Annotated in this window: 17 protein-coding genes; 8 read left to right on the plus strand and 9 right to left on the minus strand. The window is 54.4% G+C overall.

The window, feature by feature from the left end; all coding sequences use genetic code 11:
* Positions 1-88: 88 nt before the first annotated feature.
* The 3 genes from mazG to rlmD all read right to left on the minus strand — a co-directional run bounded on the left by mazG (position 89) and on the right by rlmD (position 4575).
* Positions 89-880: a nucleoside triphosphate pyrophosphohydrolase gene (mazG, locus tag CNE01S_RS07530; RefSeq protein ID WP_061274787.1), complete on the minus strand. Its 792-nt coding sequence runs from the start codon at positions 878-880 to the stop codon at positions 89-91.
* Between the two features lie 98 nt (positions 881-978).
* Positions 979-3210, minus strand: coding sequence for a GTP diphosphokinase (relA, locus tag CNE01S_RS07535; protein WP_061274789.1), 2232 nt, complete (start codon positions 3208-3210; stop codon positions 979-981).
* A 51-nt stretch (positions 3211-3261) separates the two neighbouring features.
* Entirely contained in the window at positions 3262-4575 is a 1314-nt protein-coding gene (rlmD, locus tag CNE01S_RS07540) for a 23S rRNA (uracil(1939)-C(5))-methyltransferase RlmD (RefSeq protein WP_061274791.1), read from the minus strand.
* A gap of 61 nt (positions 4576-4636) precedes the next feature.
* Here rlmD and barA point away from each other — a divergent pair, with 61 nt between their 5' ends.
* Positions 4637-7393, plus strand: coding sequence for a two-component sensor histidine kinase BarA (gene barA, locus CNE01S_RS07545; RefSeq protein WP_061274793.1), 2757 nt, complete (start codon positions 4637-4639; stop codon positions 7391-7393).
* A 58-nt stretch (positions 7394-7451) separates the two neighbouring features.
* Here barA and CNE01S_RS07550 read toward each other — a convergent pair whose 3' ends face one another.
* Positions 7452-8024: a TetR/AcrR family transcriptional regulator gene (locus CNE01S_RS07550; RefSeq protein WP_039297679.1), complete on the minus strand. Its 573-nt coding sequence runs from the start codon at positions 8022-8024 to the stop codon at positions 7452-7454.
* Between the two features lie 182 nt (positions 8025-8206).
* Here CNE01S_RS07550 and CNE01S_RS07555 point away from each other — a divergent pair, with 182 nt between their 5' ends.
* Both CNE01S_RS07555 and CNE01S_RS07560 read left to right on the plus strand, forming a co-directional pair.
* Positions 8207-9334, plus strand: coding sequence for an MBL fold metallo-hydrolase (locus tag CNE01S_RS07555; RefSeq protein WP_061274795.1), 1128 nt, complete (start codon positions 8207-8209; stop codon positions 9332-9334).
* A 42-nt stretch (positions 9335-9376) separates the two neighbouring features.
* The gene (locus tag CNE01S_RS07560) at positions 9377-9718 is read left to right on the plus strand and encodes a helix-turn-helix domain-containing protein (protein WP_039287227.1); all 342 of its coding nucleotides are present in this window, start codon (positions 9377-9379) and stop codon (positions 9716-9718) included.
* 46 nt (positions 9719-9764) lie between these two features.
* Here CNE01S_RS07560 and CNE01S_RS07565 read toward each other — a convergent pair whose 3' ends face one another.
* The 4 genes from CNE01S_RS07565 to syd all read right to left on the minus strand — a co-directional run bounded on the left by CNE01S_RS07565 (position 9765) and on the right by syd (position 12537).
* On the minus strand, positions 9765-10214 hold the full coding sequence (locus tag CNE01S_RS07565; RefSeq protein ID WP_061274797.1) for a flavodoxin: 450 nt from the start codon (positions 10212-10214) through the stop codon (positions 9765-9767).
* A gap of 17 nt (positions 10215-10231) precedes the next feature.
* Positions 10232-11011, minus strand: coding sequence for a tRNA pseudouridine(65) synthase TruC (gene truC / locus CNE01S_RS07570; protein WP_061274799.1), 780 nt, complete (start codon positions 11009-11011; stop codon positions 10232-10234).
* The gene (locus CNE01S_RS07575) at positions 11011-11340 is read right to left on the minus strand and encodes a YqcC family protein (protein ID WP_061274801.1); all 330 of its coding nucleotides are present in this window, start codon (positions 11338-11340) and stop codon (positions 11011-11013) included. Before CNE01S_RS07575 ends, truC begins: the two co-directional genes overlap by 1 nt.
* A gap of 651 nt (positions 11341-11991) precedes the next feature.
* Complete coding sequence (gene syd, locus CNE01S_RS07580) at positions 11992-12537, minus strand: SecY-interacting protein (protein WP_061274803.1); 546 nt, start codon at positions 12535-12537, stop codon at positions 11992-11994.
* Positions 12538-12601: 64 nt separating this feature from the next.
* Between syd and queF the strand changes: the two genes are divergently transcribed.
* From queF to CNE01S_RS07600, 4 genes are all read left to right on the plus strand, one after another.
* A complete protein-coding gene (gene queF / locus CNE01S_RS07585) occupies positions 12602-13444 on the plus strand; it encodes an NADPH-dependent 7-cyano-7-deazaguanine reductase QueF (protein ID WP_061274805.1) in 843 nt (280 codons plus the stop codon).
* Positions 13445-13559: 115 nt separating this feature from the next.
* The gene (gene ppnN / locus CNE01S_RS07590; protein WP_061274807.1) at positions 13560-14924 is read left to right on the plus strand and encodes a nucleotide 5'-monophosphate nucleosidase PpnN; all 1365 of its coding nucleotides are present in this window, start codon (positions 13560-13562) and stop codon (positions 14922-14924) included.
* 464 nt (positions 14925-15388) lie between these two features.
* Positions 15389-16678 (plus strand): HAAAP family serine/threonine permease, encoded by a 1290-nt coding sequence (locus CNE01S_RS07595; protein WP_061274809.1) that lies wholly within the window; start codon positions 15389-15391, stop codon positions 16676-16678.
* Positions 16679-16743: 65 nt separating this feature from the next.
* The gene (locus tag CNE01S_RS07600) at positions 16744-18111 is read left to right on the plus strand and encodes an L-serine ammonia-lyase (protein ID WP_061274811.1); all 1368 of its coding nucleotides are present in this window, start codon (positions 16744-16746) and stop codon (positions 18109-18111) included.
* Between the two features lie 32 nt (positions 18112-18143).
* Here CNE01S_RS07600 and CNE01S_RS07605 read toward each other — a convergent pair whose 3' ends face one another.
* Positions 18144-19328: an aminotransferase-like domain-containing protein gene (locus CNE01S_RS07605; RefSeq protein ID WP_061274813.1), complete on the minus strand. Its 1185-nt coding sequence runs from the start codon at positions 19326-19328 to the stop codon at positions 18144-18146.
* 183 nt (positions 19329-19511) lie between these two features.
* Here CNE01S_RS07605 and xni point away from each other — a divergent pair, with 183 nt between their 5' ends.
* Entirely contained in the window at positions 19512-20282 is a 771-nt protein-coding gene (xni, locus tag CNE01S_RS07610; RefSeq protein ID WP_061274815.1) for a flap endonuclease Xni, read from the plus strand.
* Position 20283: the final 1 nt, after the last annotated feature.

A 20283-nucleotide genomic window follows, 5' to 3' on the forward strand; every position in this document is an offset into this window, starting at 1 on the left:
TAGCCCTTCCGTGATAAATGTTTTTGACGCAAATCAATCGCTTGTTAAATAAAAAGCGCTAAAAAGTGCACCTGATAGCAAAAACGCTTTAGATATCAGTTTCCTGGCGTTTCACTTCTTGCCAGGCTTTTTCCATAATTTCCAGCCCCGCCTGCTCCATGGTCAGCCCCTGGGCGGCAACAATCGCTTCCACTTTTCGGAAACGAGCTTCAAATTTTCGGTTCGCTTTTTGTAAAGCGACCTCGGCTTTGGTGCCCAAATGACGAGCCAAATTGACGGTAGCGAACAATAAATCGCCCACTTCCTCTTCCAGTTTGGCCTCATCCACCACGGCCTGCTGGGCTTCAAACATGACTTCGTCAATTTCTTCGTGCACTTTATCCAGCACCGGGCCAAGCGTCTTCCAGTCGAAGCCGACGTTTGAGCAGCGTTTCTGGATTTTTTGCGCTCGCATCAGGGCGGGCAGCGCCTCTGGGATATCGTCCAGCGCCGAGTGTTGTGCCTTCTGCGCGCGCTCTTCAATTTTGATCTGCTCCCACTTCGCCAGCACTTCACCGCTGGTCGCAGCGTCGCCGTCAGCAAAGATATGCGGGTGGCGGCGCTCAAGCTTGTCGCTGATGCCCCGACAGATATCTTCAAAATTAAAGCGCCCTTCTTCCTGCCCCATCTGGGCGTAAAACACCACCTGGAACAGCAAGTCGCCCAGCTCATCGCGCAGATCGTCAAAATCTTCGCGGTTAATGGCATCGAGCACTTCATAGGTTTCTTCGAGAGTGTGCGGGGCGATGGTGGAAAAGGTTTGTTCACGATCCCACGGGCAGCCGTTTTCAGGATCGCGCAGGCGTTGCATGATCCCGAGCAGGCGGTCGATTTGATTCATTGTGATTCCTTGTTTTTTACCCTCACCCTAACCCTCTCCCTAAAAGGGAGAGGGAACTGGATCGAGTAGAATTGTTCTCAGGAGTGAGGGGCCATAAATTAGCCGTGCAGCCTGCGAGCATCGATAATGTCCGGCACCTGATTCAGCTTGCCCAGCACGCGGCCAAGCACCTGCAGGTTGTAAATCTCGATAGTCATATCGATAGTGGCAAGCTGCTGCTTTGTATCGCTGCGGCTGGCCACGCCAAGCACGTTGACCTTTTCGTTCGCCAGAATCGTGGTGATGTCGCGAAGCAGGCCGCTGCGATCGTTCGCCGTGACGCGCACTACCAGCGAATAACCGCTGGAGTAGCTCTCCCCCCAAACCGCATCAACGATACGTTCTGGCGCATGAGACTGCAGCTCGGCAAGCTGATCGCAGTCCGCCCGGTGAATAGAGATCCCGCGCCCCTGGGTAATGAAGCCCACGATTTCATCCCCCGGAATCGGCTGGCAGCAGCGGGCGATGTGGTGCATCAGATTCCCCACGCCCTCAACGACTACGCGGCCATTGTCTTTACTACGCGACTGCGGCGGCGAATACGTTTTTTGCGTCAGCTGGCGCAGCGCGGCGGCATCCTGCTCTTCAGCGCTGGGCTTATTAAACTGCGCCTGCAGATAGTTGCTCATCTGGTTGAGGCGAATATCCCCGCCGCCGATAGCCGCCAGCAGCTCTTCAATTTCGTTGAAGTTGTAGCGCGGCAGCAGCGTTTTCTCTGCTTCTTTCAGGCTGATACCCAGATGCTCAATCTCGTCGTCGAGGATCTGGCGTCCGGCAAGAATGTTCTTGTCCCGGTCCTGCTTGCGGAACCAGTTATGGATTTTCGCGCGCCCGCGGCTGGTTGTGATGTACCCCAGGTTAGGATTCAGCCAGTCACGACTCGGGTTCGGCTGCTTCTGGGTGATGACTTCGATCTGGTCCCCCATTTGCAGCTGATAGGTGAACGGCACGATGCGCCCGCCGATTTTCGCCCCGATGCAGCGGTGCCCGACATCGCTGTGAATATGGTAGGCAAAGTCCAGCGGCGTCGAGCCGGCAGGCAGGTCAACCACGTCCCCTTTCGGCGTAAACACATACACGCGGTCGTCAAAGACCTGGCTGCGGACTTCGTCGAGCATTTCGCCCGAATCGGACATTTCTTCCTGCCAGGCGATAAGCTTGCGCAGCCACGCAATGCGGTCTTCATGGCCGGAACTGCCGCTGCGCGCATTGCCTTCTTTGTACTTCCAGTGCGCGGCCACGCCCAGCTCAGACTCTTCATGCATCTGCTTGGTGCGGATCTGAATCTCTATGGTTTTGCCGTTCGGGCCAAGCACCACGGTGTGAATAGACTGGTAGCCATTCGGTTTAGGGTTTGCGACATAGTCGTCAAACTCATCTGGCAAATGGCGGAAGTGAGTATGCACTATCCCCAGCGCCGCGTAGCAATCCTGCAGGCGCTCGGCGACGATACGCACCGCACGCACGTCAAACAGCTCATCAAACGCGAGATGTTTTTTCTGCATTTTGCGCCAGATGCTGTAGATGTGTTTTGGTCGGCCATAGACTTCAGCCTTTACGCCCTCTTCTTTCATCGAAGAACGTAATGTGCCGACAAAATCGTCGATGTACTGCTCGCGATCGATACGGCGCTCGTGCAGCAGCTTCGCAATACGCTTGTATTCTTCCGGATGCAGGTAGCGGAAGCAGTAATCTTCCAGCTCCCACTTGAGCTGACCAATGCCCAGGCGATTCGCCAGCGGGGCATAGATATTGGTACATTCTTTCGCCGCCAGTACGCGCTCATCTTCCGGCGCGTCTTTCACTTCGCGCAGATGGGCGATACGTTCCGCAAGCTTAATGACTACGCAACGGAAGTCGTCCACCATCGCCAGCAGCATACGGCGAACGTTATCCACCTGGTCAGAAGAAACAGAGTCGTTATGGGTCGCTTTCAGGTGGCGAATCGCGTCCATGTCGCGCACGCCGTGAATCAGGGTCACCACCTGTTTGCCGACGCTTTCCAGCATCACTTCTTCGCTGACCACGCCTGCATCCGCCAGCGGGAACAGCAGCGAGGCGCGCAGCGTATCGTTGTCCATGCTCAGCATCGAGAGGATTTCGACCATCTCCACGCCACGCCAGAGCAGTAATTCAGCGTCAGGATGTCCTTTGGTCTGGCGTTCACAATACGCCCAGGTTTCGGCTAAGCGTTCACACGACTGCTGGTTGGAAATCCCGAGGCTTGCAATCCATTTTTCGGGCGCAAATTCGCCAGCTTTGTTGAGATGTGCACTTCTTACCGCAACCATTATCCTCTCCTGTCGGGCTAATACTAAGGCCAATGCGCCTGATTAACCCTTTCAATTACGCTCAAAGAGCGCCATAGACTCCAGATGCCCGGTGTGGGGGAACATATCGAGCATGGCCAGTCGTTTAATGTGATACCCGGCGGCCAGTAGCGTTTCACTGTCACGCGCAAGCGTGGTGGGGTTACAGGAAACGTACACCACGCGGCTTGGCGCCAGTTTGATGACGTGCTGCATAACCCCCGCCGCACCGGCACGCGCCGGGTCGAGCAATATTTTAGTAAATCCTTGTTGCGCCCAGGGCTGACGCGTCACATCGTCTTCCAGGTTTTCATGGAAGAATGTCACGTTTTTCAGCGCATTACGCTGAGCATTATATTCACCTTTCGCCACCAGCGCAGCAACGCCTTCGACCCCCACGGCCGCGGCGGCTCGTTTTGCCAACGGCAGGGTAAAATTCCCCATTCCGCAGAACAAATCTAGCACCCGATCCTCAGGCTGCACCTCCAACCACTCGATAGCCCTGGCCACCATTTGCTGATTCACCGCATCGTTGACCTGGATGAAATCTCGTGGACTAAAGGTTAAGCGTAGCCCGTCTGAATGATACCAGGGCTCTTCCTCCGCCAGGGATTCCAGGCTGTCGCTGTCCGGGGCGAGGAACAATGCCACCTCGTGAGAATGCGAAAACTGTTCCAGTTTTTCCCGATCATCGTTGCTGAGCGGTGACAAATGACGCAGCACCATCAGCGGCCCACCGTCGGCCAGCACCAGCTCCACATGCCCTAATCGGTTAACAACACTTAATTCAGACAAGCACTGGCGTAAAGGTTCCAGTAATGCTTCAAGCCGGGGCGCCAGCACGGGGCAATGATGAATATCCACCAGCACCTTGTCGCTCGCCTTGCGAAACCCCATCTGTAAGGTTTGCGTGCGGGGCTGATAATTCAACCCCAGCCGTGCGCGACGGCGGTATCCCCATGACCCGGCGGAAATAATTTCATCCACCTGGCGAGGATGTTCGCGCTCGCCCATCATGCGCCCAAGGGCTTTAGACTTCGCCTCCTGCTGCAGCGCCACGCTCGCGTGCTGCTGCTGGCAGCCGCCGCAAACGCCAAAGTGCGGGCAGCGTGGCTTGACGCGCTCCGGGCTGTCGTTTAGGCGGCGCTTTACCTCTGCCTGAGCATAGCTACGCTTATCTTCGGTAATGCGAACTTCAACCTGTTCGCCGGGGAGTGCGCCGCGAATAAAGAGCGCTTTGCCTTTGTGACGTGCGACGCCCTGACCGAACGGATCAAGGTCGGTTACGGTCACGGTAAGTAATTCACGATTCGTATCGCGTCGCTTTGCAGAGTAGAATTGCGCCATGATGTAAGTAGATGTGTTCTCAAATGTCACTGTTGCTTTTATTGTCCCATATCGGAACCCCATGACCAACTACAGCCTGCGCGCACGTATGATGATCCTGATTCTGGCCCCGACGCTGTTGGTCGGTTTGCTGCTCAGCATCTTTTTCGTTGTCCATCGTTACAATGACTTACAGCGCCAGCTGGAAGATGCCGGTGCCAGTATTATTGAGCCGCTGGCGGTCTCCAGCGAGTACGGTATGAACTTCCACAGCCGGGAGTCGATTCGCCAGTTGGTCAGCGTGCTGCACCGCCGCCATTCGGATATCGTGCGCGGTATTTCGATTTACGATGACAGTAATAAGCTGTTCGTCACCTCGAATTTTCAGCATAACGCCACTCGCCTGAGGCTGCCCGATGGGGAAAAGCCACCAAAAGATCTCACCGTCACCCGCGCGGGCGACATCATGATCCTGCGTATGCCGATCGTTTCCGAAAGATATTCGCCGGATGAATCCGCTGAAACCAACGTCAAGCAGAGCAACAGCACCCTCGGCTACGTCGCCATGGAGCTGGATCTCAAATCAGTTCGCCTGCAGCAATACCGTGAGATCTTCATCTCAACGTTGATGATGCTGTTCTGCATCGGGATCGCGATGCTGTTTGCCTATCGACTGATGCGCGACGTGACCGGGCCGATCCGCAATATGGTGAATACCGTGGACCGCATCCGCCGCGGTCAGCTCGACAGCCGCGTGGAAGGGTTTATGTTAGGCGAGTTGGATATGCTGAAAAACGGCATCAATTCGATGGCAATGTCTCTGACGGCGTATCACGAGGAGATGCAGCACAACGTCGATCAGGCCACATCCGATCTGCGTGAAACCCTTGAGCAGATGGAAATTCAGAACGTGGAGCTCGATCTTGCCAAGAAGCGGGCGCAGGAAGCCGCCCGTATAAAATCTGAGTTTCTGGCAAACATGTCTCACGAGCTGCGCACGCCGCTAAACGGCGTCATTGGCTTCACTCGCCTCGCCTTAAAAACCGATCTGACGCCAACCCAGCGAGACCACCTTTACACGATTGAACGCTCGGCCAATAACTTACTCACCATCATTAATGACGTGCTGGACTTCTCCAAATTAGAAGCGGGCAAGCTGCTGCTGGAATCTATTCCATTCCCGCTGCGCAATACGCTGGATGAGGTAGTGACTCTGCTGGCACATTCCGCCCACGACAAAGGCCTTGAGCTAACGCTAAATATCAAGAATGACGTGCCGGATAATGTGATTGGTGACCCTTTACGCCTGCAGCAGGTCATCACGAATCTGGTGGGCAACGCCATTAAATTCACCGAAACCGGCAACATCGACCTGCTGGTGGAAAAACGGGCGGAAGGGAACAACAAAGTTCAGATTGAAATGCAGATCCACGATACCGGCATCGGCATTCCTGAGCAGGAACAATCTCGCCTCTTCCAGGCCTTCCGCCAGGCGGATGCCAGTATTTCACGCCGCCACGGCGGTACCGGGCTGGGGCTGGTGATCACCCAGAAACTGGTGAATGAAATGGGCGGCGATATCTCTTTCCACAGCAAGCCGAATCGGGGTTCAACGTTCTGGTTCCACATTAGCCTGGACCTGAACCCTAATGCCGTGAACGACCGACAGTTGCTGGACAAGCTGGCAGGCAAACGCCTGGGCTACGTCGAGCCAAACGCAACCGCCGCGCAGAGCACCCTGAATTTGCTGCAAAACACACCGCTGGAAGTCGTGCACAGTCCGTCGCTCTCTGGGCTGCCCGATGAGCACTATGATATTCTGCTGTGCGGCATTCCCGTCACCTTTACAGAAACGCTTACGCTGGCAAACCCTAAGCTCGCCAAAGCGGTCACCATGGCAGATTGCCTGATTTTGGCACTGCCCTGCCATACCCAGGTCGGCGCAGAAGAGCTGAAGCGTCAGGGCGTGGCGGGCTGCCTGTTAAAACCGATTACCTCAACGCGCCTGTTCCCGATGCTGCTTAAAAGCTGCCCTAAAGCTAACCTGGCTCTGCCGTTCATTGAGCATAACGATAAGCTGCCGATGGCCGTCATGGCGGTGGATGATAACCCGGCCAACCTGAAACTAATTGGCGCGTTACTGGAAGACAGGGTTCAGCAAGTTGTGCTGTGTGAAAGCGGCACGCAGGCGCTGGAACGCGCCCGTCAAATGAACATCGACATTATCCTGATGGACATTCAGATGCCGGAAATGGACGGCATCCGCGCCTGCGAACTGATTCGCCAGCTGCCGCATCACCAGCAAACCCCGGTAATTGCCGTTACCGCACACGCGCTGGCAGGGCAAAAAGAGAAGCTCATGAGCGCCGGTATGAACGACTATCTCGCCAAGCCAATTGAAGAAGAAAAGCTGCATCGCCTGCTGATGCGTTACCATCCGGGCAATATCGGCCAGCTTCCCGTGCAGCAGGAAGAGCCCGCGCCACCGGCGATTAACATCAATAAAACGCTGGACTGGAACCTGGCGCTGCGCCAGGCCGCCAACAAAGCCGATCTCGCCCGAGAGATGCTTGAAATGCTGCTGGAGTTTCTGCCAGAAGTGAGAAATGTCCTCGAAGAACAGCTGGTCGGCGATAAGCCCGAAGGGTTGATTGATATCGTTCATAAACTGCACGGGAGCTGCAGTTACAGCGGCGTCCCGCGGATGAAAAAGCTCTGCCAGACGCTGGAGCACGAGCTGCGCCACGGCGTAGCGCCTGAGGAAATGGAGCCTGAAATTCTGGAGCTACTGGACGAGATGGATAACGTTGTGCGGGAAGCGAAGAAGTATCAGATTTGAACTTAAGTCAGGCGCGAAGAGGAGATCCGCACTCCCTCTTCGCTTTTTAGCAAAAATGTTAGCCTTTCGTCATGCCGCGCCACATCACGTCAAACCCGGCAGATTTGTATTCATCCCTGCGTGAAGGGTCGCGTCCGGCAAATTCCATCGTGGTTTCAGCCAGGCCAAAGAAAATAGCATCAGCAAACGCCGATTCAATACCGGTCAGTACCTCGTTAGTCACGCACTCTTTCGACAGATCGCGCAGGTCAGGGTAAGCCTGGTAAACCTGTTCCATCGTTTCAGGGGTGATCTTGCCGGAAACCGCCAGCTGGCGCATCGCTTTGCGGGCATTGACGTTCACCAGCCCCCAGTCAATGTAATTTCCCCATACCGTTCTTGAGCGTTCTTTGCTGGGCGCATGTCGGTCGTAGGTTTTCATCAGCTCGCTGCCAAGATCTTGCTTATGATGAAGATAAACGGCGTTCAGCAACTCGTCTTTAGTGGGGAAATAACGGAACAACGTCCCTTCGGCCACGCCCGCCTTTCTGGCAATTAAAGAGGTCGCCGCCCCTAATCCCAGCTCCGCAATCGCGTCGGTTGCTGCATCGAGTAATGCTAATCGTTTATCTTCACTTTTTGGACGAGCCACGGTTCCTCACAAGCCAGTTATCTGAGTGGATAGGATTTCAGCCATCGGGATCGCCGCGATCGCTGAATGTCATGTTCTTTATCATACCGTAAATTTTGTTGACGGTTGACCTTGCCTGCCTATAATGAGTGTTTACTCACTCAATAGCAACATTACCCGCACAGTTTCAAAGAGAATCCTTTATGGCTGCCGCGCATTCTGGCAAGCGTTCGTTAACCCTAAAATTCATGGTCGTGATTATGTTATTAGGCCTTACTGCCACTAGCGCTGCGCTGTTCCCGATGACTGAATTTGGCAAATTGCCGCAGGGCAGCCGTCTTGAGCGCATCCAGCAATCGCCCCAGTACCGCGACGGCAAGTTCCATAATCAACAGGACACGCCAATGATGACCGACAAGCGCGGTCGTATTGCGGCGCTGTGGGATTTCTTTTTCGCCCGGCCAGATACGGTAAAACCCGATCGCCCTCTGCCGCTGATCAACACCGATCTTGCTCAGCTTGATAAACAGCAGGATCTGGTGGTGTGGCTGGGTCATTCCTCCTGGTTTATCCAGCTCGGCGGCAAGCGCATTCTTATCGATCCCGTGTTCAGCCACTACGCCGCGCCGTTCGCCTTTCTGAACAAAGCGTTTGCGGGCGATTATCCGTGGCGAGCGGAAGATATGCCGGACATCGACACCCTGGTAATCTCTCACGATCACTGGGATCACCTGGACTACCCCACGCTGCGAGCGCTTAAGCCAAAGATTAAGCAGATCGTCACCCCGCTTGGCGTCGGCGCACATTTTGAAGCCTGGGGCTTCGATCCTGCGCTTATCCATGAGCTGGACTGGCAGGAAAAAGTCGCTATTGATAGCGGGTTAACGGTCCACGCCTTGCCGGCCCGCCATTTCTCTGGCCGAGGATTGACCGGCAACAAAACGCTGTGGGCAAGCTATATGTTCGTCACGCCACAGCGAAAAGTTTATTACAGCGGCGATACCGGCTACGGCCCTCATTTCAAGCAAATCGGCGAACAGTTTAGCGATATCGATCTCGCGATTATGGAAAACGGCCAGTACGACGAAGGCTGGAAATACATCCACATGATGCCGGAAGAAGCCGCTCAGGCGACGGAAGAACTGGGGGCGAAAACCATGGTGCCAGGGCACGCAGGCCGGTTTGCTTTGGCGAATCACAGCTGGGACGAGCCCTTCCGTCGCATCTCTGCCGCCAGCGCAGGCCGCAGCTATCAGCTGCTAACACCTGAAATGGGGCAAATACTGGACGTCAGTCAACCACGTCAGGCCTTCGATGCCTGGTGGGAATAGATTTATCAATTATCGAACGAGCAAGATGTAGAAGGAGGTGATATGTCCATGCCTAAAGATTTTATGGAATCTCTGCTTGAGTGGGTCGATGGCAATATGCAGCGCCCGCTGCGTATTGAAGAAGTCGCCAGGCAGTCCGGCTACTCGAAGTGGTACCTGCAGCGGATGTTCTCAGACTGGGCGGGGAAAAGCCTCGGCGCCTACATTCGTGAACGCAAGCTGCAGCTGGCGGCGGAAGATCTGAAAAATACCGAGGACAAAATCCTCGATATCTCAGTACGCTACGGCTTTGATTCGCAGCAATCTTTTACCCGCACGTTTGGAAAACGGTTCAATACCTCTCCCGGCGCCTACCGCCGCGAACATGAACAACCGCTTAATTAAGATCTTTTCTGAGTGGGTATGCGCCGCTTACCCACTCAGTTCTCACTTACTTCAGTAAAGTCGCCCACTGTTCAACCCACGGGCCCGAAACCACTTCAGGCTCCGGATGGTCGTTAGCGTCAATGGTTAAAACGTCGGCGATGCGGGTTGCGCCCTGCTCCTGCAATAAAGCGTCAAACTGCTTACCGCCGCCGCAGAAGTGGTCGTAATTGCTGTCACCCAGCGCAATCAGTCCGTAATGGAGCTCAGGCTGATAACCCAGCTGATCTTTGATAGCCTGGAACAGCGGGACAATGCTGTCCGGCAGATCGCCCTGCCCGGTCGTGGAGGTGACCACCAGCGCATAATGGTTGCGGTAATATTGCCACTCAGTCAGATCGGGATCTTCAAACACTTTTGCCTGATGGCCATGTTTTTTCAGAATGGTTTCGGCTTCTTCAGCCACTAGCAGCGCATTGCCGTACATCGTACCTACAAAAATACCCACTTCGGCCATCGGTAACTCCTTAAGAATTAGAGACAAGGCTTATCCTGGCAGCTCGCCGGATCAAACTCACTATTTTCAACATCCGGCAGCTGACCACGCCAGCCAAATTGTGTCAGCATTTGCATCCAGGTTTCATCCAGCCCCGCCCGGATCGTCAGCGGCTCTCCGGTAACCGGATGGTTTAGCGAGAGCTGGCTGGCATGCAGCATCAGACGCTCACAGCCAAAATGTTCCGCTGCGCCCCGGTTCTGGCGCAAATCGCCGTGTTTGGAATCACCAATAATAGGATGGCGAAGATGCGACAGATGCCGACGAAGCTGGTGTTTGCGGCCAGTCTTTGGCTCAAGTTCTACCAGGCTGTAGCGAGCGGTAGGATAACGCCCTACGGCCACCGGCATCTCGATCGTCGCTAAGCCACGATAGTGCGTCACCGCAGGCTGCGGCCCTTTGTCCTGGTCGCTAAACTTATCGGCGATTTTATCCAGCTCTTCTACCAGCGGATAATCCAGCACGGCTTCGTCCTGCAGCCAGCCACGCACCACGGCATGGTAGCGCTTCTGCATCTGGTGCTGCTCAAACTGCTGCGACAGCAGGCGCCCAACCTCGCTGGATAACCCCATCAGCAGCACGCCAGAGGTTGGCCGGTCAAGGCGATGCACGGTAAAAACGTGCTGGCCAATCTGGTCGCGAACGGTTTGCATCACCACGACTTTTTCGTGCCTGTCCAGCCAGCTACGGTGCACCAGCCAGCCGGACGGTTTGTTTACCGCAACCAGCCACTCATCCTGGTAAATAATCTCCAGCATCAGTCCTGTTCCGCCTCAAACAAGGCGTCCAGCTCAAACAGCACGGCGAGAAGGGGTTCGCGTACGGCATGCGTAGCATCCAGCGCCATTTCGTAATAAGGCGCAACGGCAAACGCATTCGGCAAAGGATGTTGGCTTTCCAGCAGCGCATTCATGCGGGGGATTAGAACCCATTGCAGCCATTCGTGAGGCTGCAGCGTATCCATGCAGAAAGGCTGCGTGCTCTCAAATGCAGTGGGATCGGGAGGCAGGCCCTGCCAGAGGGAATGATCGCGCAGGATCTGCTCAATGTTGAGTAAATGGCGGCGAACCAGCGTCTGGCGCTCCATGAAAACCTCATACGTCAGTGGAAAAGAGCGGTACAGAATAACACTTCTTCACTGCGCGTGAAAAAGGCATAAAAAAAGGGAGCACTGTTTACACAGTGCTCCCGGTTCGTTTCGCAGCTAATCCGGCTACTTTTCATGCTCCCTGCTCATCCATGACAACTTTGTCCTCTGGTCTCCTGACCAGCAATCCATCGCCAGGGCTTCCTGCTACCATCATCCTGATGGGTGTCCAACATCATCCTGACGCTAAATCCTTGAGTCTTCCTGACCCACCGTACTCCTGTTACGGCTCTCATTCTCCGTCCTGGAGGTGTCCATTAACTCTGCCTGAGTTATCCGTGCTTCATCTGTGAAGCCTTCCTTGTACGCCATCCTGGCGGGTTCCTTTGGTAAGAAGCGACATCATCCTAATGTCTCCTTCATTACGTCGACATCCTGTCGATGAATATAGAATCCCCTATTTGCCCGCTTGTGACAAGGGATGCAGCGGTGCTGCGGGCAAAAACTTTCATTCGGAACTTTCCTAAAATAAAAATAACCTATTGTTTTATAAAGGCATCGATAAATGAGAGTCGCTTTCATCTGCCGTCAAATGTAGCGATCTCTCACACGGCTTGTAAGAGATCTCTCACAAAGCTTTGGGCAAAAAAGCTAAATCACCTGTGGCGTTAAGGCATTAAGAAAGTCGGACAGGGAGGCGGAAAGCACGGTGCGCTGCGGGGTGCCGATTCTTTCAATCACCACTTCACCTGTCAAGTTGCATAGTGAAACGACTTCCATTTCATCTTCAGTAGTGGCTAAAAACAGCGTCGGAGATAACTTCAAACGCTTCTGCGTCACCAGGTGCCCAATCAGGTTCTCCTGCACGCGAACAAAGTCGTCCTCACTCCACGCCTGCAGCAGCGTCAGCGCAGTATTTCCATGTACGGCGGGCATATCGCCGGCAAACTGCGTGGTGTAAAACGCCTCAACGGCAGGCTGAAGAGAAATATCCAATGCCCGCTCCACGCCGCTTAAATCCGCTTCTGGCGTAAACGGCTGGGGCTGCCAGCGCACGTCTCCCCCCGTGGTCGTCACAATACACGGAGACGGAATACCGTATAGCGCTTCACTGGCTGGCCAGCCTCCCGTTTCCTCCTGCCACTGGTCGCAAAAACGGCGGGTAAACTCTTTAAGGGCAAAGGCGACTTCGTTCATTAATTTCTCACTCGCGTAGGCTGGGGTACAATAAAAGCCAATTGTACCTTTATCTCGGTGAAACATGTCCTACGAAAATCACCAGGCTCTGAGTGGCCTGACGCTAGGTAAGCCAACCGCTTATCAGGATCAATACCAGCCATCGCTGCTGCAGGCCGTACCGCGCAGCCTGAATCGCGACCCGCTTGGCCTCCACGCCGACAGCCTGCCGTTCAGCGGCGGCGACATCTGGACGCTGTACGAACTATCATGGCTTAACGGTAACGGCCTGCCCCAGGTTGCCGTGGGCCATGTGCAGTTAGACGCCAACAGCGTCAATCTTGTGGAGTCAAAAAGCTTTAAGCTCTACCTGAACAGCTTTAACCAGACCCGCTTCGCCGACTGGGAAACCGTCCAGGAAACGCTCAAGCGTGACTTAAGCGCCTGCGCCGAAGGTGACGTCAGCGTGGTGCTGTTCCGCCTGCATGAGCTGGAAGGCCAGGAAATCGCGGCCTTTGCAGGAGAATGCATTGACGAGCAGGACATCACTATCGATAGCTACGACTTTAGCGCCGATTACCTGCAGCAGGCCGCGGGCGATGACATCGTGGAAGAGACGCTGGTTAGCCACCTGCTGAAGTCCAACTGCCTGATAACCCACCAGCCAGACTGGGGTTCCGTACAGATTCGCTATCGCGGCCCGAAAATCGACCGTGAAAAGCTGCTTCGCTATCTGGTCTCCTTCCGCCATCACAACGAGTTTCACGAGCAGTGCGTGGAGCGCATCTTTAACGATCTGCAGCGCTTCTGCCAGCCGCAAACGCTGAGCGTTTACGCACGTTATACGCGCCGGGGCGGCCTGGACATTAACCCGTGGCGGACGAATACCGATTTCCATCCCGCTTTTGGCCGCCTGCCCCGTCAATAAGTGCGAAATAGCTCCCAGCGCCAAAAGTGAAAGTGGTTTACGGGTTGTTAAAGTGAACAAGCCAGGGCTATTGTAATCTGTGAGAACGGCACTTTTCGTTCCGTAAGGAGTTCACTTGATTACACATATTAGCCCGCTTGGCTCAATGGATATGTTGTCGCAGCTGGAAGTCGATATGCTTAAACGCACCGCCAGCAGCGACCTTTATCAACTGTTTCGTAACTGCTCACTGGCGGTCCTTAATTCCGGCAGTCAAACCGACAGCAGCAAAGAGCTGCTCTCTCGCTATCAGGACTTTGACATCAATGTGTTACGCCGTGAACGTGGCGTGAAACTCGAACTGATTAATCCCCCGGAAGACGCCTTTGTTGACGGCCGAATCATTCGCGCACTACAGGCTAACCTTTTTGCAGTATTGCGCGATATTCTGTTTGTTAATGGCCAAATTGCCAACGCAGGTCGTTTTCAGCATTTGAATAAAGAAAACTCTATTCATATCACCAACATGGTGTTTTCTATTTTACGAAATGCCCGTGCACTGCACGTGGGTGAAGCACCGAACCTGGTCGTTTGCTGGGGTGGCCACTCCATTAACGAAAACGAATACCTTTATGCTCGCCGCGTGGGCACTCAGCTTGGCCTGCGCGAGCTGAACATCTGTACCGGCTGTGGGCCGGGTGCGATGGAAGCACCAATGAAAGGTGCCGCCGTCGGCCACGCCCAGCAGCGCTACAAAGAAGGGCGTTTTATCGGCCTGACGGAGCCTTCTATCATCGCCGCCGAGCCGCCTAACCCGCTGGTTAACGAACTGATCATCATGCCGGATATTGAAAAACGGCTTGAGGCATTCGTGCGCATTGCCCACGGCATTATTATCTTCCCTGGCGGGGTTGGTACCGCAGAAGAGCTGCTTTACCTGCTAGGTATCCTGATGAACCCGCACAACCGCGATCAGGTGCTGCCGCTGATCCTCACCGGGCCGAAAGAGAGCGCTGATTACTTCCGCGTGCTGGATGAATTTATCGTTAACACCCTGGGCGAGCAGGCGCGTCGCCATTACAAAATCATCATCGATGACGCGGTAGAAGTCGCCCGCCTGATGAAAAAGGCGATGCCACAGGTGAAAGAGAACCGCCGTGAAACCGGCGATGCCTACGGCTTCAACTGGTCCATTCGTATTTCACCCGATCTGCAAATGCCGTTTGAACCTACTCACGAAAATATGGCTAACCTCCAGCTCTATCCGGATCAACCTGCGGAAAAGCTGGCGGCCTCGCTGCGCCGCGCCTTCTCAGGCATCGTTGCCGGCAACGTGAAGGAGCCGGGCATTCATGCCATCGAGAAATACGGCCCGTACAAACTGCACGGGGACCCGGACATGATGAAACGCATGGACGTTCTGCTACAGGGCTTTGTCGCCCAGCACCGTATGAAGCTACCCGGCAGCGCCTATATCCCCTGCTACGAAATCGTACGTTAACCTTCCAGGGCGCCCCAGCGGTCGCCCTTCTTTTTTACCCTTCCCAAAGCCATTTAATCGATTGCGCTCACACTTAAAAGCACAAACATTGCGACCTGAGGCAAATACTCGTTGAAAAATGCTGTTTTAGGCATTTTCTTTGGCAAAAACCGAGTTATTTGGTCGGGTTTAATTTATTGCATCATCCACAAGTGTTAGGCTTCGCGCCCATAAATATCATGTTGATGCTAATGAACAGACTGTTATGCGGATTTGTAGCGCAACAAACGTAGATTATCGCATTTGGGATCGCGATCACTGATACATAGATGACATAAATGTATCTTTCCGCCCGCCGATAGTTACGGGCCACAACTACTACAAAAATGCCCCAGGCCAGAATTTAGTTTCAGCAGTTAAGCCACACACATCGCTTTAACTGCGAATTTTTAAACATTGCACGAAACATTCCTTTGGAGATGTAAATGGAAACCACTCAAACCGGCAGTATTGTCTCTGCTGAGAAAAAAGGCGCATGGCGCAAGACCGACACCATGTGGATGCTGGGCCTGTACGGCACGGCTATCGGTGCAGGCGTTCTGTTCCTGCCAATCAACGCCGGCGTTGGTGGCCTGATCCCGCTGTTCATCATGGCGATTCTGGCTTTCCCAATGACCTTCTTCGCACACCGCGGTATGACCCGCTTCGTGCTGTCCGGTAAAAATCCGGGCGAAGACATCACCGAAGTTGTAGAAGAGCATTTTGGTGTCGGGGCTGGTAAGCTGATCACCCTGCTGTACTTCTTTGCTATTTACCCGATCCTGCTGGTTTACAGCGTGGCTATCACCAATACCGTGGACAGCTTCATCACCCACCAATTGGGCATGACTGCGCCACCACGCGCTATCCTTTCCCTGATTCTGATTGTCGGCATGATGACCATCGTGCGCTTTGGCGAGCAGATGATCGTCAAAGCGATGAGCATCCTGGTATTCCCGTTTGTTGCGGCTCTGATGGTTCTGGCGTTGTATCTGATTCCTAACTGGAGCGGTGCGGCATTTGAAACCCTGTCCTTCAGCGCAACCCCGGCAACCGGCAGCGGCCTGTGGATGACCCTGTGGCTGGCGATTCCGGTCATGGTGTTCTCCTTCAACCATTCCCCTATCATCTCCTCCTTCGCGGTAGCGAAGCGTGAAGAGTACGGCGATGGCGCAGAGAAAAAATGCTCCAGCATCCTGGCTCGCGCTCACATCATGATGGTACTGACCGTGATGTTCTTCGTGTTCAGCTGCGTGCTGAGCCTGAGCCCGGCCGACCTGGCGGCGGCAAAAGCGCAGAACATCTCTATCCTGTCTTACCTTGCTAACCACTTTAACGCACCGGTTATCGCCTGGATGGCGCCAATCATTGCGATGATTGCCATCACCAAATCCTTCCTCGGCCACTACCTCGGCGCGCGTGAAGGCTTTAACGGTATGGTCATTAAGTCTCTGCGCGGCAAAGGCAAAAGCATTGAAATCGGTAAACTGAACAAAATTACCGCGCTGTTCATGCTGGTGACAACCTGGGCAGTAGCTACGCTGAACCCAAGCATCCTGGGGATGATTGAAACTCTGGGCGGCCCGGTTATCGCGATGATCCTGTTCCTGATGCCGATGTATGCCATTCAGAAAGTACCGGCAATGCGTAAATACAGCGGCCATATCAGCAACGTCTTCGTTGTGATTATGGGCCTGATTGCTATCTCCGCTATCTTCTACTCGCTGTTCAGCTAAGCAAGCTAAAGAGTCGCCCGCCTGGGCGGCTCTCTTCTCTCAAGTCACTTACGCAGGGAAATCTTATGATTAGCGTATTCGACATTTTCAAAATTGGTATTGGCCCCTCCAGCTCCCATACCGTTGGCCCAATGAAGGCCGGTAAACAATTTTCCGATGACCTGATTGAGCAAGGGATCTTGCGCGACGTCACCCGTGTTGTCGTGGACGTCTACGGCTCGCTATCCCTGACCGGTAAAGGCCACCATACCGATATTGCGATTATCATGGGCCTGGCGGGCAACCTGCCGGACACCGTCGATATCGACGCCATTCCGCACTTCATCCAGGATGTAAACACCCACGGACGCCTGATGCTGGCCAACGGCCAGCATGAAGTTGAATTCCCGGTGGACTGCTGCATGAACTTCCATGCCGATAACCTGGCGCTTCACGAGAATGGCATGCGCATTACCGCGCTGGCGGGCGACAACGTTCTGTACTCCCAGACTTACTACTCCATCGGCGGCGGCTTCATCGTTGATGAAGCGCATTTTGGTGTACAGAGTGAAAACCCGGTCAGCGTGCCGTATCCGTATAAGAATGCTGCAGACCTGCAAAAACACTGCCTCGAAACGGGTTTATCGCTCTCCGGCCTGATGATGCAGAACGAACGAGCCCTGCACAGCCAGCAAGAGATCGATGCCCACTTTGCAGCGGTCTGGGAAGTCATGAGCAGCGGCATTGAACGTGGCATCACCACGGAAGGCGTGCTGCCGGGTAAAATGCGGGTTCCACGTCGTGCAGCCGCGCTGCGCCGCATGCTGGTTACCACCGATAAAAACAACTCAGATCCAATGGCCGTTGTGGACTGGATCAACATGTTTGCGCTGGCGGTAAACGAAGAAAATGCTGCCGGTGGCCGCGTGGTAACAGCACCAACGAACGGTGCCTGCGGCATTGTTCCAGCGGTGTTGGCGTACTACGACAAGTTCATTCGTCAGGTGAACGCTAACTCCTGCGCCCGCTATTTCCTCGCCGCTGGTGCTATCGGTTCGCTGTACAAAATGAACGCTTCTATCTCCGGCGCCGAAGTGGGCTGTCAGGGTGAAGTGGGCGTAGCCTGCTCGATGGCAGCGGCCGGCCTGACTGAACTGCTGGGCGGTAGCCCAACTCAGGTGTGCATCGCCGCGGAAATCGGCATGGAGCATAACCTGGGACTGACGTGTGACCCGGTAGCCGGTCAGGTACAGGTTCCTTGCATCGAACGTAACGCCATTGCGGCAGTTAAAGCAGTGAACGCTGCACGTATGGCCATGCGCCGTACCAGCGAGCCGCGCGTCTGCCTGGATAAGGTTATCGAGACGATGTATGAAACGGGCAAGGACATGAACGCCAAATATCGCGAAACCTCTCGCGGTGGCCTGGCGCTAAAAATTGTCGCCTGCGACTAAAAAATTAAGGCTCCCGATCGGGAGCCTTTTTCTTAGAGCGCCGCTTTCAAACGCTTCACGGCTTCCACCAGCTGTTCATCGGTGGCGGTAGCATAAGAGAATCGCAGCGTGCGTTTGTCCGCATGATCGCTAAAGAAGAACTCTCCCGGCACATATACCACACCTTTCTCCAGCGTTTTTTGTAGCCACGCCGTGGTATCAAAGTCGTAGCGGAAAGAGGCCCAAAGGAACATCCCGCCCTGCGGCTGGTTAAAGGTAATATGCTCGCCCAGTTCCTCTTCCAGAAGACGCGACAGCGTCAGGCACTTCTGCTTATAAGCCTCACGGATCAGCTCAATCTGCGGCTCAAGACGCCCCAGCTTCAAGTAAGCCGCCGCCAGCGCCTGGGTAAACGAGTTGGCGTGCAAATCCGTCGCCTGTTTAATGATGGCGACCTTTTGCTTCATCCATTCCGGCAGAATAATCCAGCCCACGCGCAGGCCCGGCGCCAGAATTTTAGAGAACGTTGAGGTATAGACCACGTGGTCTTCATGCCCCAATTCTTTCGCGACCTGAATCAGAGTCTTCTCGCGGCGATCGGTAAAGCTAATTGCGCCGTACGGATCGTCTTCGATAATCACAAAATCATATTCAGCGGCCAGTTTCACCAGCTTTTCACGACGCTCCGCGCTCAGCGTTGTGCCGCTTGGGTTGCCAAAGGTTGGCACCAGATAAACGCCTTTAACACGCGTGGTTTTCAGCAAAGCTTCCAGTTCATCGACAATCATGCCGTGCTCATCCCCGCCCACGGACTCCACTTTCGCGGCGGTCAAACTGAGAATTTGCAGCGTGGCCAGGTAGGTTGGGCGCTCAACAACAAAAACATCGCCTTCATCCGCAAGGGCGCGAATCAGAAGATCCAGCGCCTGCTGCGAACCAGAGGTGATCAGTAACTGGTCGCTGCGCGTAGTAATCCCGCGTGCCTTGCACAGCTCAACCAGCTGGTCGCGCAGCTCGGTATTACCTTCTGTCAGGCCATACTGAAAAGCATCGTTAAAGCTCTCTTCCAGGACTTTACGGGTCGCCAGCTCCAGGCCTTGCTTGTCAAACAGCTCGCTGGAAGGAATGCCGCCAGCCAGTGAAATCACGCCGGGCATTTTGCTGTGCTTAAGAAGTTCGCGGATGGCCGAGGGTTGCAGGTTCTGAATGCGTTGCGCAAGGTGTTTAGTATTACTCATATTGATATTCTCTATTTTTATATGCGTTAGAAATATACATAGCCCGCTAACAACTACGCAATGGCTTTCCACCCCGTACTAACAAGGTTTTTGCGAGAGAGGTTCCTGAATTCTGTGATGAGAATAGCTCATCATGGCGGGAAGTGTTAGGGTAGGCCCATCAGAGTGACGAGTTAATTTCTTATGGCTATTCATTTACTTATCGTCGATGCATTGAACCTTATTCGCCGCATACACGCGGTGCAAAGCTCACCTTGCGTCGACACCTGCCTGCATGCGCTCGACCAGCTTATCGGCCACAGCCAACCTACTCATGCGGTGGCGGTGTTTGATGACGAAGAGCGTCGTGAAGGCTGGCGGCACCAGGTTCTGCCCGACTACAAAGCGGGCCGTTCGCCGATGCCTGACGATTTGCATGCCGAAATGCCCGCCCTGCGGGACGCGTTTACCCGCCGTGGCGTGCAATGCTGGCATTCAAAAGGCAACGAAGCGGACGATCTTGCGGCCACGCTGGCGGTAAAAGTCGCTTCCAGCGGCCACCGGGCAACGATCGTCTCCACCGATAAAGGCTATTGCCAGCTTCTGGCACCTACGCTGCAAATTCGGGATTACTTCCAAAAACGCTGGCTGGATGCGCCCTTCATTGCCCAGGAATATGGCGTTCAGCCGGAACAGCTGGGAGACTTCTGGGGGCTGGCGGGCATTAGCAGTAGCAAAATTCCTGGTGTTCCGGGCATCGGGCCCAAAAGCGCCACGCAGCTAATAAACCAGTTTTCTGACCTGGAAACGCTGTATCAACGGCTGGATGAAGTCCCGGAGAAATGGCGCAAGAAGCTGGCACAGCACAGAGAAAGTGCGTTTATCAGCCGCCAGGTCGCAAGGCTAGAGACGGATTTACAGCTCGACGGGAATTTACAGCAGCTAAGGCTGCCTGGTGCATCGCCTTCTACCTGAA

It is taken from the genome of Cedecea neteri NBRC 105707 = ATCC 33855 (assembly GCF_001571265.1).
Classification (GTDB): Bacteria; Pseudomonadota; Gammaproteobacteria; order Enterobacterales; family Enterobacteriaceae; genus Cedecea; species Cedecea neteri.

Excerpts from the sequence above, each read along its gene's own strand:
- CNE01S_RS07560 (WP_039287227.1), top strand. The coding sequence starts at position 9,377 with ATGTCCATGCCTAAAGATTTTATGGAATCTCTGCTTGAGTGGGTCGAT.
- xni (WP_061274815.1), top strand. The coding sequence starts at position 19,512 with ATGGCTATTCATTTACTTATCGTCGATGCATTGAACCTTATTCGCCGC.
- rlmD (WP_061274791.1), bottom strand. The coding sequence starts at position 4,575 with ATGGCGCAATTCTACTCTGCAAAGCGACGCGATACGAATCGTGAATTA.
- CNE01S_RS07605 (WP_061274813.1), bottom strand. The coding sequence starts at position 19,328 with ATGAGTAATACTAAACACCTTGCGCAACGCATTCAGAACCTGCAACCC.
- mazG (WP_061274787.1), bottom strand. The coding sequence starts at position 880 with ATGAATCAAATCGACCGCCTGCTCGGGATCATGCAACGCCTGCGCGAT.
- truC (WP_061274799.1), bottom strand. The coding sequence starts at position 11,011 with ATGCTGGAGATTATTTACCAGGATGAGTGGCTGGTTGCGGTAAACAAA.
- barA (WP_061274793.1), top strand. The coding sequence starts at position 4,637 with ATGACCAACTACAGCCTGCGCGCACGTATGATGATCCTGATTCTGGCC.
- CNE01S_RS07575 (WP_061274801.1), bottom strand. The coding sequence starts at position 11,340 with ATGGAGCGCCAGACGCTGGTTCGCCGCCATTTACTCAACATTGAGCAG.
- CNE01S_RS07555 (WP_061274795.1), top strand. The coding sequence starts at position 8,207 with ATGGCTGCCGCGCATTCTGGCAAGCGTTCGTTAACCCTAAAATTCATG.
- queF (WP_061274805.1), top strand. The coding sequence starts at position 12,602 with ATGTCCTACGAAAATCACCAGGCTCTGAGTGGCCTGACGCTAGGTAAG.
- CNE01S_RS07565 (WP_061274797.1), bottom strand. The coding sequence starts at position 10,214 with ATGGCCGAAGTGGGTATTTTTGTAGGTACGATGTACGGCAATGCGCTG.
- syd (WP_061274803.1), bottom strand. The coding sequence starts at position 12,537 with ATGAACGAAGTCGCCTTTGCCCTTAAAGAGTTTACCCGCCGTTTTTGC.
- CNE01S_RS07600 (WP_061274811.1), top strand. The coding sequence starts at position 16,744 with ATGATTAGCGTATTCGACATTTTCAAAATTGGTATTGGCCCCTCCAGC.
- relA (WP_061274789.1), bottom strand. The coding sequence starts at position 3,210 with ATGGTTGCGGTAAGAAGTGCACATCTCAACAAAGCTGGCGAATTTGCG.
- CNE01S_RS07595 (WP_061274809.1), top strand. The coding sequence starts at position 15,389 with ATGGAAACCACTCAAACCGGCAGTATTGTCTCTGCTGAGAAAAAAGGC.